10 protein-coding genes are annotated in these 14,829 nt (G+C 35.2%); 6 read left to right on the top strand and 4 right to left on the bottom strand.

Features of this window, described 5'->3' with window-relative positions; all coding sequences use genetic code 11:
• Positions 1 to 384: 384 nt before the first annotated feature.
• Positions 385 to 2,811 (bottom strand): phenylalanine--tRNA ligase subunit beta, encoded by a 2,427-nt coding sequence (pheT, locus tag J8281_RS11360; RefSeq protein WP_210197742.1) that lies wholly within the window; start codon positions 2,809 to 2,811, stop codon positions 385 to 387.
• A 464-nt stretch (positions 2,812 to 3,275) separates the two neighbouring features.
• On the opposite strand from pheT, the gene J8281_RS11355 reads away from it, so the two are divergent.
• From J8281_RS11355 to J8281_RS11335, 5 genes are all read left to right on the top strand, one after another.
• Positions 3,276 to 3,638, top strand: coding sequence for a hypothetical protein (locus tag J8281_RS11355; protein ID WP_210197741.1), 363 nt, complete (start codon positions 3,276 to 3,278; stop codon positions 3,636 to 3,638).
• Between the two features lie 251 nt (positions 3,639 to 3,889).
• The gene (locus J8281_RS11350; protein WP_210197740.1) at positions 3,890 to 5,119 is read left to right on the top strand and encodes a peroxiredoxin; all 1,230 of its coding nucleotides are present in this window, start codon (positions 3,890 to 3,892) and stop codon (positions 5,117 to 5,119) included.
• Positions 5,120 to 5,245: 126 nt separating this feature from the next.
• Complete coding sequence (gene pta, locus J8281_RS11345) at positions 5,246 to 7,339, top strand: phosphate acetyltransferase (RefSeq protein ID WP_210197739.1); 2,094 nt, start codon at positions 5,246 to 5,248, stop codon at positions 7,337 to 7,339.
• Between the two features lie 24 nt (positions 7,340 to 7,363).
• Entirely contained in the window at positions 7,364 to 8,551 is a 1,188-nt protein-coding gene (locus J8281_RS11340) for an acetate/propionate family kinase (RefSeq protein WP_210197738.1), read from the top strand.
• 114 nt (positions 8,552 to 8,665) lie between these two features.
• Positions 8,666 to 9,172: a GNAT family N-acetyltransferase gene (locus J8281_RS11335; RefSeq protein ID WP_210197737.1), complete on the top strand. Its 507-nt coding sequence runs from the start codon at positions 8,666 to 8,668 to the stop codon at positions 9,170 to 9,172.
• 62 nt (positions 9,173 to 9,234) lie between these two features.
• Here the strand turns inward: J8281_RS11335 and J8281_RS11330 are convergent, their stop codons facing one another.
• From J8281_RS11330 to recG, 3 genes are all read right to left on the bottom strand, one after another.
• Positions 9,235 to 9,750: a GNAT family N-acetyltransferase gene (locus J8281_RS11330; RefSeq protein ID WP_246849087.1), complete on the bottom strand. Its 516-nt coding sequence runs from the start codon at positions 9,748 to 9,750 to the stop codon at positions 9,235 to 9,237.
• Between the two features lie 45 nt (positions 9,751 to 9,795).
• Positions 9,796 to 10,254, bottom strand: coding sequence for a hypothetical protein (locus tag J8281_RS11325; RefSeq protein ID WP_210197736.1), 459 nt, complete (start codon positions 10,252 to 10,254; stop codon positions 9,796 to 9,798).
• A 280-nt stretch (positions 10,255 to 10,534) separates the two neighbouring features.
• On the bottom strand, positions 10,535 to 12,637 hold the full coding sequence (gene recG / locus J8281_RS11320) for an ATP-dependent DNA helicase RecG (protein WP_210197735.1): 2,103 nt from the start codon (positions 12,635 to 12,637) through the stop codon (positions 10,535 to 10,537).
• A 102-nt stretch (positions 12,638 to 12,739) separates the two neighbouring features.
• Here recG and J8281_RS11315 point away from each other — a divergent pair, with 102 nt between their 5' ends.
• The gene (locus tag J8281_RS11315; RefSeq protein ID WP_210197734.1) at positions 12,740 to 14,824 is read left to right on the top strand and encodes a M1 family metallopeptidase; all 2,085 of its coding nucleotides are present in this window, start codon (positions 12,740 to 12,742) and stop codon (positions 14,822 to 14,824) included.
• Positions 14,825 to 14,829: the final 5 nt, after the last annotated feature.

Below are 14,829 nucleotides of genomic sequence, written 5' to 3'. Positions count from 1 at the left end.
AAACCGGAAGTATGTACACTTTCGGTTTTTTTGTGCTCTAGTTTTGAACTACTAACCTAAGTTCGATAAATCCAAAATGCATCAGTTTGATTGAAATTCTAATAAGAATTTTGTATCGAAAACAAGCATTTTGGAATCAAAAACCTATTCTCGATATACTTTTCATTCGTTAAAGTATTCGAATTAACAGTTTTTTGACAGTCTATAATAGAAGCAAACTCAAGTGAATATACCAAACGGATCAAAATCTACTATTTGATCAATACTACTTGCCAATGTGCATTTTTAGTACAGTAGCTTTGATGAAACTAGTATCAAGGCATCAATTACATTAACTTTTTAAGGGATGTAAAGTGAGCAATAGGATATTTTTCTGTGAACATCTTATCTTAATTCTGCACCTAATTTACTTTCAAAATTATGTTGCAGTTTATTCATGACTTTATCAATTTGTTTATCAGTAAGTGTTTTCTTTTCATCTTGTAACGTAAAGCTTACAGCATACGATTTTTTCCCTTTAGGGAGGTTTTTGCCCTGATAGACATCAAAAAGATGTATAGCTTTCAAAAGCTGTTTTTCGGTTTGCTTTGCAATACTATGAATGTCTTCAAATTTTATATGCTCATCTAATAGCAGCGCAAAGTCACGACGAACTTCAGGAAACTTGGGGATGTCCCTGTATTTAATAGTATTATATTTTGCATACTGCAAAACAGTATCCCAATTAAAATCAGCATAAAACACGTCTTGTGAAATCGAAAAATGTGTAAGCACAGATTTTTTTACTACACCAAAATCCACAAGTTTAGCTTTTCCTAAACTTAAAGATACTCCTTCAGAAAAAAGATCATTTTTGATAGGCGCGGTTTTAAGTTTTTCCAAACCTAGTCTGTTCAAAACCGAAGATACTATCCCTTTTAAGTAGAAGAAATCACTGGGTTGTTGCTTATTTTTCCAACTTTCAGCATTTTCATTACCAGTAATAAGTATACTTAGGTGTTTATTCTCAATGTGGCTTTCATTAAAATGATGATAGGTTTTTCCAAACTCAAAGAATTTAAGATTCGGTCTTTTTCGGTTTATGTTATACGAAACGGCCTCTAAGCCTGAAAACAACAAAGAGCGCCTCATAACTGCCAAATCGTTACTTAATGGATTCAACATTTCTACATTGTTTTCAGGTTGGATTTGTTTGCTCAACGCCCCATATTCTGGAGAGGTTAGCGAATTGGCCAACATTTCATGAAACCCTTGTCCTACCAGTTGGTTTGAAATTGTGTTTTGAACATGGTGATCAGAGAATTTATCTACATTAGCAATCGAAGCATTTAATTTCTGAGTAAATCCAATAGTATTATATCCATATATCCTTAGAATTTCTTCGATAACATCTGCTTCACGTCGTACATCATTTCTATACGCTGGAATGGTTAACCCCAGGCCACTTTCGGTAACACTATTCAATTTAATATCAAGTGAGGATAGAATGCTTTTAATGGTGTCCTTCGGAATTTCTTCGCCTATTAACTTAGTGGTGTTTTCAAAGGATAAGAATACTTGAAAATCTTCTATTTTTTTTGGGTATAGGTCTATGATCTCACTAGAGATATGACCTCCAGCTAATTCTTGAACAAGAAGAGCGGCTCTTTTTAAAGCATATTCGGTGATATTTGGATCTATGCCACGTTCAAATCTAAATGAAGCATCTGTATTTAATCCGTGTCTTTTAGCAGTTTTTCGAATCGTTACCGGATCAAAATAGGCACTTTCTAAGAAAATAGAAGTTGTACGTTCTGTAACTCCAGAAGTAACACCTCCAAAAACCCCGGCAATACATAGTGGCTTCTCAACATCGCAAATCATAAGGTCTTCTTCGTGTAATTCTCGTTCGATACCATCTAATGTGGTGAACTTTATGCCAGAACTCAAGGTTTTTACTTCGATTTGATTACCTTCAATATAATGCGTATCGAAGGCATGAAGAGGTTGACCTAATTCATGTAGTACATAGTTCGTAATATCCACAACATTATTTTTTGGAGTAAGCCCAATAGATTGAAGTCTATGTTGCAGCCATGTTGGAGATTCTTTGACCTGAATATCAGAAATAGTAACTCCACAATATCTGGGAGCAAGATCGGTATTCATTACATCTACCTTAATCTTATTCAACCTGTTTTCGACTCTGAAATTGCTTACAGAAGGAGTAATGAGCTCTACATTGATATCTTTTTGACGAAGACCAGCTTTAAGATCCCTGGCTGTACCCCAATGGCTCATAGCGTCTGCGCGATTTGGAGTAAGACCAATTTCAAAGACTTGATCGTTTTCAATATCAAAGATTTCTGAAGCTTTAGTCCCTACCGGTATGTTCGCATCCAGCACCATAATTCCGTCATGACTTTTTCCAAGACCCAGTTCATCTTCGGCACAAATCATCCCATGACTTTCTTCTCCACGAATCTTACCTTTCTTTATAGTCCATTCTGCTCCATCTGCATCATATAATACTGTACCAATGGTGGCAACAGGTACTTTTTGTCCGGCAGCAACATTGGGTGCGCCACATACAATCTGTACCGGTTCACCAGCGCCCAGATCTACTCGGGTGATTTTTAATTTATCGGCATTAGGATGTTTTTCGCAGTTTACAACCTGCCCAACAACAACACCTTCCAGTCCACCTTTAACACTTCGATAGCTCTCTATACCTTCAATCTCTAGCCCAAGATCTGTTAGTAAATTACCGGTTTTTTCTGCATCCCAATCCAGGTTAATAAACTGCTTTAACCAGTTGTATGAAATTTTCATTGATGATTTTTGTAAATTTAATTTGTAAAGATACTATATTGACTAAAGGTGGCAAACAAGAAAGACTTTATCTTCTCATGAATAAAAGATGTTCTACTGATTTGATTAAACATAAGTTACTAAATATATAGATTTGCGATTTACAGTAGTTTATTTTTTGTATTTTTGAAATTGATTATCCGTTAGTATACCTAAAATTTAACTGAGAAATCATCCTGAATTCATTTCAGGATCTCATTACGTTTATTTTCAGTACATTGAGATGAGAAGCTGAAACAAGCCTGTGCTGAACTCGTTTCAGTATTTAGCTCGACGCAAACCGTTTAAGTTAAATTATGGATATTGGTATTTTTGAATTTAAATTCAAATGATTATGAAATAAGTCATAACAAAAAGGATGATACCCACCGATAGGATGAGATGGCGATTCCATTTGACAATTAAAAAACAAAAAATATAGAGAGATGAAAGATTATAAACGAAGTACGTATTGTTTCATTACTTTTTTATTACTATGCTCATTTACTTTTGCTCAACAGCAAAAAGAAAAAAGTATGCATACTGAAAAAGAAAAAAATGTAACTATCGAGAAACTTAAGAAAAATGAAGTTAATGCCTCGAATATTGAAGAATTAGTTATTTACGACGAAGAGACAGCACCTTTTATTGATGCTAATGGCAAACCTGTGTTTCCTGAAGGATATGACAAAAGTAAGGATGTTATAATTCGTCAAAAATCAGAGAAGGGAGCCCCCGCGATTCTTATTGAAAAAGAAGACGATGGTAAAAAAAATGATAAAACCAAGACCCATAAAAAGAAGCAATAATTTTTAATTTAAATGTTCGCTTAGTTATCATAGTTTTTATTAGGGCTACATTCGATTCGGCTTTTTATCTAAACTTTTTGAAAGTGAAATTTATGTGATACTGAATTGACCTTTTTTCGGGATTGGGTTGACTTTAATCACATTAGTAAATTTAAAAACATATATTCAGAAATTTGAATAACAGAAATTAATTCGTGGCTGCCGTTACATAACATGTTACCGGCAGTTTTTTATAGACAACCACCTAATTTATGAATCATAAAAAACTATATTTCTTAGTAATAGTAATATGCTGCGTAGCCTGTAAAAAGGATAAACAACAATTGTCTTTTGACTTTAAAAGCGGTCCCTGGAGAGGAGTATTAGAGGTTCAGGATCATAAAGAGTTACCCTTTTTATTCGAGGTTATGGATGATCAAAGTTTAACTATATTTAATGCAGAAGAGAGTATTGAAGTAGATAAAGTAATACCCCATAAGGATAGTATCCAAATTAAGTTTCCTGTGTTCGAAGGCTATATTGAGGGAAAGTTTATCGACTCTACCCTTATATTGGGTAACTTTATCAATCAAAGTCTGAATAGAGTAGTGCCCTTTAAAGCACAATATGGGCAACAGGATCGATTTAAAATTTCTGAAAAGCCATTACATAACATTACTGGGGCGTGGGAGACCGTCTTTAAAGAAGATACTACTAAAGAACGTTATAATGCCAAAGGTATTTTTAAACAAAATGGAAATATAGTTACAGGTACTTTTAGAACAACCACAGGTGATTATCGCTATTTGGAAGGTGTACTTAATGGAAACCGTTTACAATTATCCACTTTTGATGGAGCCCACGCATTTTTATTTGAAGCGAATGTTACTGAAAACAAAATTGAAGGCTATTTTTATTCTGGTAATCATTCGAAAACCTCTTTTACCGCTAAACGAAATGAAGACTTTGAGCTTCCTAAAGAAGATTCGTTAACATTTTTGAAAGAAGGTTATGATACCTTATCGTTTAGTTTTCCTGATACTAACGGCAACATGATTTCATTAGAAGATGACCAGTTTAAAAATAATGTAGTCATCATTCAAATTATGGGAACATGGTGTCCTAATTGTATGGATGAAACCAAATATTACGTTGACTTTTACAATCAGAATAAAGGAAAAGATATCAAATTTGTGGCGCTGGCATTCGAATATGCAAAAACTTCAGATAAAGCTTTTCAGTCCATAAAACGATTACAAGAGAAATTGAAAGTAGAGTACCCCATTCTATTGGCTCAATATGGAACTTCAGATAAACAAAAAGCACAGGAGAAACTTCCTATGTTAAATCACGTTTTGTCATATCCTACTACCATTTTTCTGGATAAGAAAGGAAAAGTTCGCAAAATACATACTGGATTTAATGGTCCGGCGACCGGGACGCCCTATAAGAAATTTAAAACTGAATTTGAGCAATTCGTTGGGCAATTATTAGACGAATAGGTCAATTTGGTACTAGATGATTTCGGTTAGTGACCTTATTTCAGAATATAAAAAAAAGTAATGAATTTTTAGCTGTTTGTCGTGTGCCATTGCGTATTGGTGTATCTTTGCCATAAACCGATTTAAATGAGTAAAGCTGTTTATATTGCAACTATTGAACCTAATAGTGGAAAGTCTATTGTAGTTTTAGGAATGATGCGAATGCTGCTTGGCAAAATTGCCAAAGTAGGGTACTTTAGACCTATTATTGACGATCCCAGCGAAGGAGAAGTCGATAATCATATTAATACCGTGATCTCTTTTTTCGAATTGGATATTAATTTTAAAAATGCATATGCTTTTACCAGAAGTGAAATACTTCAAAAATACAACGAAGGAAAATCAGGTGAGATTATTGATGAAATTATACGTAAGTTCAAGAGACTTGAAGAGAAATTCGATTTCATCCTGGTAGAAGGAACAGATTTTTCTGATGAAGGTAGTATTATAGAATTTGATATCAACGTAATTATTGCAAAAAATCTGGGCATTCCGGCAATTTTGATCGCGAGTGGGATTGATAAAAAAAATGAAGATATTGTTGGTAATATAAAGCTTGCGTATGATACATTTCTTAGTAAAGACGTCGAGGTGCTGGCTGTATTTGCTAATAAAGTGATACCAGGAAACGAAAAAGAGTTAGCGCGCTTATTTCAACAAACATTTGAAGATCATGTCGATCAAATTATAATACCAAAATTAGATTCGTTAATCAACCCAACAGTCAAAGAAATTGTGAAGGAGTTGAATGGAACGATACTCTTTGGAAAAGAATATATCAATAATCAAGCGGGTAGTTTTGGAGTGGGAGCCATGCAATTGCGTAACTATCTTACTCATCTTAAGGAAAACAGTCTTGTCATCACTCCAGGGGATAGAGCTGATATTATTTTAGGGGTATTACAAGCTAACATATCAGACAATTATCCCAAAATCTCGGGAATGATTCTTACGGGTGGCATCATTCCAGAAAAACCTATTCTTGAACTTATTGAAGGGGTTTCTCTTTCATTTCCGATTATATCTGTAGCTAGTGGCACCTTTGCCATTACCAACCAAATAGGAGCAATCAAATCCAAAATCTATTTGGATAATTTACCAAAGATTACTACTTCGATCAGCACTTTTGCCAAATACGTGAACGAAGATGATCTGGCTAATCGTTTGGTAACGTTCAAATCAGATGGATTAACGCCACGAATGTTTCAGTATAATTTGCTTCGAAGAGCACTTCAGCATAAAAAACATATTGTATTGCCAGAAGGTTCTGATGAGAGAATTCTTTGGGCAACTTCTAGACTTCTCGTATCAGATGTGGTGGATATCACGTTAATCGGAGATGAGAAAAAGATAAAAAATAAAGCCACACAACTTGATATTTCTATTGATTTTAACAAAGTGCATATTGTTTCTCCAACAACGTCACCTCACTATGAGGATTATGTAGAAACATTTTACGAATTACGTAAACACAAAAATGTAAATATGGACATGGCTCGGGATATGATGGCAGATGTTTCATATTTTGGAACTATGATGATCTACAAAGGCCATGCAGACGGTATGGTTTCTGGGGCAGTACATACTACACAACACACCATTAGACCAGCATTACAATTTATTAAAACGAAACCAGGTGTTAAGGTAGTATCATCTGTATTTTTTATGTGTTTAGAAGACCGTGTTTCGGTATTTGGTGATTGTGCCATTAATCCAAATCCTAATGCAGAAGAATTGGCTGAAATTGCGATATCATCTTCAGAGTCAGCCATTGCTTTTGGCATAGAACCCAAAGTAGCCATGTTATCATATTCATCGGGGGCATCAGGAAAAGGAGCCGACGTTGAGGTGGTAAGAGCAGCTACTGCTATTGTAAATCGCGAACGACCAGATCTTAAGGTAGAAGGACCTATTCAATATGATGCCGCAGTCGATTTAAGGGTAGGAAAAAGTAAACTTCCTGATTCTGAAGTTGCAGGCCAAGCTAGTGTGTTAATATTTCCAGATCTGAATACAGGAAATAATACGTATAAAGCTGTTCAACGAGAAACAGGTGCCTTGGCGATTGGGCCAATGTTACAAGGCCTCAATAAACCGGTTAATGATCTAAGTAGAGGTTGTACTGTAGATGATGTATACAATACTGTTATCATTACTGCAATTCAAGCACAGGGATTATAATTTAAAATCTAGATGAGTTAAGTTATGCAAATACTAGTATTAAACTCTGGAAGTTCTTCAATTAAGTTTCAGTTATTCAAAATGCCAGAGGCACAAGTTATTTGCTCTGGCCTGGTCGAGCGAATTGGGCTAAACGACTCACAAATAACCTATACATCGGGTAAAGGAGCGTTTGAAAAAACATTGGCTATTAAAACACATAAGCAAGGGCTGGAACTTGTAGCAGCATATATTATGAGTGATCGCGTAGGTGTTGTAGCGTCTGCTTCAGATATCCAGATGGTGGGACATAGAGTAGTTCATGGGGGAAATGCGTATGCCGATACTGTGATCATAACCGAAGAGGTGAAGCAAAAAATTGAAGAACTTTCATCTCTTGCCCCGTTACATAATCCAGCAAATCTTCAAGGTATTTTGGTTGCAGAAGCTATATTTTCTGAAGCTAAGCAAATTGCTGTTTTTGATACTGCTTTTCATCAAACCATACCGGTTAAAGCCTATAAGTATGCGATTCCGAATACATTTTTAGACCAGCACCATATAAGACTCTATGGTTTTCATGGGACAAGTCATAAATATGTAGCGGCAAAGGCTATTCAATATTTGAATCGGGAGCACAGCAAAATCATAACCATTCATTTGGGTAATGGGTGTAGTATGACCGCGGTAAAAAACGGTAAAAGTATAGATCATACTTTAGGTTTTGCGCCCATGAATGGATTAATTATGGGAACCAGATCCGGGGATATAGATCCTGCCGTTATTTTCTATATGATCAATGCCCTAGGCTATACTGTAGATGAAGTATATCGTATTTTGCAGAAAAATAGTGGGATGCTGGGGCTTACGGGATACAGCGATTTAAGGGATATTGAAGCAAAAGCTAATGAAGGAGATCGCAACTGTAAATTAGCCTTAACCATGAATGCATATCGCATCCAAAAGTTTATTGGTAGTTACGCGGCTGTTATGAATGGTCTTGACGCTATTGTGTTTACTGCCGGAATAGGAGAAAATTCTGACCACATACGAAGTTTAGTTTGTAAAGAATTGGATTTTTTGGGTATTGAAATGGACTCAGAAAAAAATAAGATCCGATCAAAAGAAATTCGGGATATCAGTTCTTCTTCTTCACGGGTAAACGTGTTAGTCATTCCTACAAATGAAGAACTAGAGATCGCACAGCAGTCGTATGCCTTGATTTCTAAATGAATATAGAGCGTTTGTTTTTCAAGGTATCTTAAGCCGTAAGAGATTTTATTATACGTAATACGGGTTTAACATACCTTCAAAATAAACGTAGATGAATTTGATAATCTGACGAAAATGAAATTTATACTCCGACCCTGGAAACAAGGAGATTTGAAAAATTTGGTACGATATGCCAATAACTACAAGATTGCCAGAAATCTATCTGATAAATTTCCATATCCTTATACAAAACAAGATGGAGAAAATTTTATAGCCTTCGCTACACAAAAATCTACGCATTATATTTTTGCCATTGTCATCAACAATGAAGCCTGTGGAGGCATAGGTCTGCATCCACAAGACGATATCCATTGTAGAAATGCAGAACTTGGCTATTGGCTTGCAGAACCGTATTGGGGCAACGGAATCATTTCTAGCGCTATTCAACAAATAGTAGTTTACGGATTTGAACACCTGTCTAATGTTGATAGGATATTTGCCAGATCATTCGGGAGTAATTTAGCCTCTCAAAAAGTACTCGAAAAAACAGGTTTTGTATTAGAAGCTAAATTTACGAAGACATTATTTAAATTTGGTGAATATGAAGATGAGTGGATTTATGGATTAAGAAGACCATCCTAGGAATTTATCTGTTATACAAAACGAAAGAAATAGTACAGAAAATCGCCAGACTTCGAAGTAGTTTACTCATTAGAGAATAATAAAAACTTGATCTTACTATCCGGTGGCTGAATTTTTCCAATTTCTGAAAGACCTATTTTAGTAAGAAGCATACATGATCTACTATTTTCGGCAGTCGTTATTGCGTAAATCGGATGTATACCTAAGTTAGATTTTCCATACGCTAAAGTTGCTATAGCAATTTCTGTCATATATCCTTTGCCTTCGTAATCGGGTAGAATAGCAAATCCAATATCGGGATTTTTTAAGTACTCTCGTTTTACGAATCCACAAATACCTATTGGTGCTTGCGTGTTTTTTAACGATACTTTATACAGACCGTATCCTTTACTGCTATACGAAGTAAGTAAGCTCTTTTTGATATAAGTAATAGCATGAGTCTCACTTTTAATTCCTCTGTCACCAATATGTTCAATCCAATTTGGACTATTCAACAATTCAAAGAAAAATTTAGAATCGTTTATCGAGGCTTTTTCTAATAGAAGTCTTTCGGTTTCAAGAATTTTTTCATTCATCATTTAAAGTGAAAAATCGATATTGTAAAGCGAATATATAGTAATACCTCAAGATTTTGTCTTGGCAAAAAGCAAGTGTGTTCCTTTATTGGTAGACAAATCAAGTTTTATGGCAATAGTATTTTCAGAAGATTGAAAAATATGAGTTCTAGATGTCGTGTCTTTTTGATCAGAATTGATCAATGTATATTCAGACAGAAAACGAGATAACAATTTTAAAACATACTGCTGATCATTTGTCATATAGGTCACTTGTTTAGAGGCTTTGTTTACCCGAACGCCATAATAAAACGGCTCTGTATTCTTCCAGTTATAAAACGTATAATTACCGTTTGTATCTTCAGCTTTCGTAAAGTTTTTAGCGGCAAGGTCGTCTTCAAATTTTTTTATATTTCCAGATGCAATGTATTCCGAAAGTTTAGCCCATTCTTGCTCTTCCAGATGCTGTGCTACAAGTAGATTAGCACTTAAAAATAAGGTAATACTTAGTAAAATTGTTATTTTCATACGTTTGAATTTTAGTAATTATCTCATACAAATAAAACTAATTTAAAAATTGATTATCAATACTTTGTATAAAATTCATTGATATTTCCTTGGACTTACGATTCCATCTTTAATTCATGTCCTTTTGTAGAGGCGATTACCTTGCCATATCCAATCCCTCTATGAGGGTTTCATAATACGCTAATTATAAAAACATAAGTGCAAAAAAGTATTTTTTAGCAAATAGAAAAAGTGCAAGCCAGTTAAATTAATAACGAATCACTGAACGACTTATGATAGATCAGCTGATATAATTCCATATATTTTTATATTTCGCCATTTGTTGATAGGTGTAATTCAAGACTTTATTTTTTTCTAAAGACAACGTAGGATCTTCATTTAAAACTTTCATAGCATAGTATCGCGCTGTTTTTAGAATATCATTATCTCTAACAATATCGGCAATTTTCAAATTTAGAACACCGCTCTGTTGAGTTCCCATAATATCTCCGGGCCCTCGCAATTTTAAATCAACCTCGGCAATATCAAAACCGTCATTGGTGCGCACCATGGTTTCTAATCTGGTTTTACTGTCTGACGATAATTTATGACCAGTCATCAAAATACAATAACTTTGCTTGGCTCCTCGCCCTACACGACCACGAAGTTGATGCAACTGTGATAGCCCAAATCGCTCGGCACTTTCGATAATCATGACACTGGCATTGGGTACATTAACTCCAACTTCAATCACAGTAGTGGCCACCATGATTTGCGTTTCGCCTTTTACAAAGCGCTCCATCTCATAATCTTTTGCTGCGGGTTTCATTTTACCATGTACAATTGATATTTGATACTCTGGCGCAGGAAACGACCGCGCAACACTTTCATACCCATCCATCAAATCTTTGTAATCCAGAGCTTCAGATTCTTCGATTAGCGGATAAACCATATAAATTTGTCTCCCTTTTTTGATTTCATCGGCTATAAATTTAAAAACCTGAAGGCGATTGCTATCATATCGATGTACGGTTTTAATTGATTTTCTTCCGGGCGGTAACTCATCGATTACAGAAATATCGAGATCTCCGTACAAACTCATTGCCAAAGTTCTGGGAATAGGGGTTGCTGTCATCACTAAAATATGTGGTGGATACCTGTTTTTATGCCATAACTTTGATCGTTGTGCTACACCAAATCGATGCTGTTCGTCTATGATAGCAAGTCCCAAATTATGAAATTTTACCTTATCTTCTAAAACTGCATGTGTGCCGATGAGTATATGTAACGATCCATTCTCTAACTCTTCATGAATGAGTCGACGTTCTTTTGTCGTAGAACTGCCCATGAGCAATTTTACGTTTATTTTCAAATCTTTAGTTAATTCTAGTATTCCCTTATAATGTTGATTGGCCAAAATAGCAGTAGGCGCCATTAAACAAGCCTGAAAACCATTATCGATGGCAAGAAGCATGGTCATCAAACCTACAATGGTCTTGCCCGAACCTACATCACCTTGCAATAATCTGTTCATTTGAGCACTACTGCCTATGTCATTTCTAATCTCTTTAATAACCTTTTTTTGAGCATTGGTCAAATCAAATGGCAAATGGTTCTGATAAAAAGAGTTAAAATAGGTTCCGACTTCAGTGAATGGAAAACCTTTAATTTTTTGTTTTCGTAGTATTTTTTTTGTAATCAGTTGTAGCTGTATATAAAATAGTTCTTCAAATTTAAGACGGTACTGTGCTTTGGCCAAAAGTTCCTGGCTTTTAGGAAAGTGAATATTAAAAATGGCCTCACTTTTTGAAATTAATTTCAATTCAGAAACGATATCTTCGGCAAGGGTATCATAAAACCGAACTTTTGTCTCCATAAATAATTGTTGCATCATTTTTATGACCGCTCGATTAGTAACTCCTTTGTTAGAAAGCTTCTCTGTAGAAGGGTATATGGGTTGCATGGCTGTTCGTAGATTTTTTTCATGCTCTTCAAGCAATTCCATTTCAGGATGCGGCATGCTATACCCATTGTAATATTTTGTTTTTCCGAAGATAACATATGGAGTATTGAGCTTTAAGTTTTCGCGTATCCATTTGTGCCCTCTAAACCAGACCAATTCCATTTCCCCTGTATTGTCAATGAATTTGGCAACGAGACGTTTTCCTCGTTTTTGCGCTACAGTTTTGATATTAATAATTTTGCCTACGATTTGAACCTCGGCAGAGGTGCGTTGTAATTGATTAATCTTATAATATTGTGTTTTATCCAGATATCTGTTCGGAAAAAGATGTATCAAATCCTGATAGGTATGGATTCCTAATTCTGATCGTAGAACATCTGCCCGGGCAGGTCCTACGCCTTTTAGATAATCAATGGGTGTCTGTAGAATATTCGGATTCATTAAGACGAATATAGCATTAATTAGAAAATAGTTCAACCATAAATTTGCCACATTAACATGCTAAATTCGTTATTTTGGCAGAACATTTGATCAAATTATACTATGAGAAGTATTTTGTATGTTTTTTTATGGTGTATTTCCTTTGGAAGTATCGCCCAGCAAATAGAAAATTTTGATTTTTTAAAAGGACAAGTTGAGGTTACTATTGATGCGAAGACGAAGAAAGTAATAGGAGGGGTGAAGTATGCTTTCAAGGTTTTGAAAGAATCAAAATCTGTCTATATCGACGCACAAAACATGTCTATTGAAGAGGTACTTTTAAATGACCAGAACGTTAAATACGAGTACGACAGTAAAAAGATTACTATCCCATCAACGTTTACAGCAGGTACAGATCACATTATCGATATCCAATTTACAGCAACTCCTACAAAGGCTTTGTATTTTCTCGAGGATTATTGGGGAAATGATCAGATATGGACGCAAGGGCAGGGCAAGTATACCTCGAACTGGTTACCAAGTTTTGATGATATGAACGAGAAAGTTGAGTTTGATCTTACTATAGATTATTACAAAGGGTACGAAGTTATAGCGAATGGAAAGCTTCAAAAAACCACCTCGGTTAACGATTCCATACAACGATGGGTGTATGATATGAAAGACCCTATGAGTAGTTATTTGATAGCATTAGTAATTGGTAAATACGAAAAAGTTATTGAGACTTCTACAAATGGGACGCCTCTACTCTTGTACTATTATCCTGAAGAAAAAAACAAATTTGAATCTACGTACAGGCATAGTAAGCGGATCTTCGATTACCTAGAAAAGGAAATAGGATTTGCATATCCCTGGCAAAATTATAAGCAAGTCCCTGTGAAAGACTTTTTGTATGCAGGCATGGAGAATACAGGGACTACCATTTTTTCTGATGCCTTCCTAATCGATGAGCAAGCCTTTGTCGATAGAAATTATATCAATGTGAATGCTCATGAATTGGCACATCAATGGTTTGGAAATCTAGTCACCGAAACAGAAGGAAAACATCATTGGTTACAAGAAGGTTTCGCTACGTATTATGCATTACTGGCAGAACGAGAAATATTTGGAGAGGATTATTTCTTATTCAAATACTATGAGAGTGCAGAACAACTTACAGCACTTTCAAAAACGAAGAATGCTACTGCACTTTTAGATCCCACAGCGAGTTCGTTAACCTTTTATCAAAGAGGGGCCTGGGCATTGTATGCATTAAGAGATTTGATAGGAGATACCAGTTTTAAAATTACCATTCATAACTATCTCGAAAGCTACAAATTTCAAAATGTTACAACTAATGATTTCATAAATATCGCTGCAGAGGTAAGTGGTCAGGATTTGAGTAATTTCAAAAAGTTATGGTTAGAAAATGTAATGTTTCCATCAAAAGAGGCTCTGGCGTTATTAACACAGGCTACTTTTATCAAAGACTACCTTAATCTGGCACAAGAACGCACACAACCTATGGCAGGGAAATGGGGAGCACTTTCAAACACCCTTAAACCGCCGGTTAACGAATATCTTGGTCAAGAAGTTATTTATCAATTAGCCGGAGAAACCGGTCCAGAAGCTATTGCTCTTTATGAAAAAGCTTTTGCAACAGATAATATTTTTATCCGGCAGGCTATTGCCAATACATTGAGCACGATACCAAAGGACTTGCAAAAAGTATACGAGACCTTGTTAAAGGATCCTTCATACGCTACGATCGAGCCTGCATTGTATCATTTGTGGGCTAATTTTCCTGAAAAACGAGAAGAATATTTAGAAACTACCAAAAATAGTATCGGTTTTAGAAATAAGAATGTTCGTATACTTTGGCTGGTATTGGCGTTAAGTACTCCAAATTATCAAACAGATCAGCATCAAAAATTTTATAACGAACTCGCTGGATATACAGCGCCTACATATCATTTTAGCGCTCGTGAACATGCTTTCTCTTACCTCGAAAGTTTACAGGCTTTTTCTGATACGACCTTACTTCATTTAGTAGATGGCGCAACACACTACAATTGGCGATTTCGAAATGCTTGCAGGAAAATTCTTGATAAATTGCTAAAAGATGAAAAATATAAAAAGAAATATGTAGTTTTAAAAGATGATTTATCAAGGAATCAACAAGAATTTTTACGAAATAAACTAACCCCATAACCATA

The organism is Aquimarina sp. U1-2 (assembly GCF_017897595.1).
Lineage (GTDB): Bacteria > Bacteroidota > Bacteroidia > Flavobacteriales > Flavobacteriaceae > Aquimarina.
The sequence above is the reverse complement of the archived record's forward strand: the minus strand, read 5'-3'. Positions and strand labels throughout refer to the sequence as shown.

Bases quoted from the DNA above. Each gene is read 5' to 3' on its own strand.
- pheT (WP_210197742.1), bottom strand. From the start codon at position 2,811: ATGAAAATTTCATACAACTGGTTAAAGCAGTTTATTAACCTGGATTGG.
- J8281_RS11355 (WP_210197741.1), top strand. From the start codon at position 3,276: ATGAAAGATTATAAACGAAGTACGTATTGTTTCATTACTTTTTTATTA.
- J8281_RS11350 (WP_210197740.1), top strand. From the start codon at position 3,890: ATGAATCATAAAAAACTATATTTCTTAGTAATAGTAATATGCTGCGTA.
- pta (WP_210197739.1), top strand. From the start codon at position 5,246: ATGAGTAAAGCTGTTTATATTGCAACTATTGAACCTAATAGTGGAAAG.
- J8281_RS11340 (WP_210197738.1), top strand. From the start codon at position 7,364: ATGCAAATACTAGTATTAAACTCTGGAAGTTCTTCAATTAAGTTTCAG.
- J8281_RS11335 (WP_210197737.1), top strand. From the start codon at position 8,666: ATGAAATTTATACTCCGACCCTGGAAACAAGGAGATTTGAAAAATTTG.
- J8281_RS11330 (WP_246849087.1), bottom strand. From the start codon at position 9,750: ATGATGAATGAAAAAATTCTTGAAACCGAAAGACTTCTATTAGAAAAA.
- J8281_RS11325 (WP_210197736.1), bottom strand. From the start codon at position 10,254: ATGAAAATAACAATTTTACTAAGTATTACCTTATTTTTAAGTGCTAAT.
- recG (WP_210197735.1), bottom strand. From the start codon at position 12,637: ATGAATCCGAATATTCTACAGACACCCATTGATTATCTAAAAGGCGTA.
- J8281_RS11315 (WP_210197734.1), top strand. From the start codon at position 12,740: ATGAGAAGTATTTTGTATGTTTTTTTATGGTGTATTTCCTTTGGAAGT.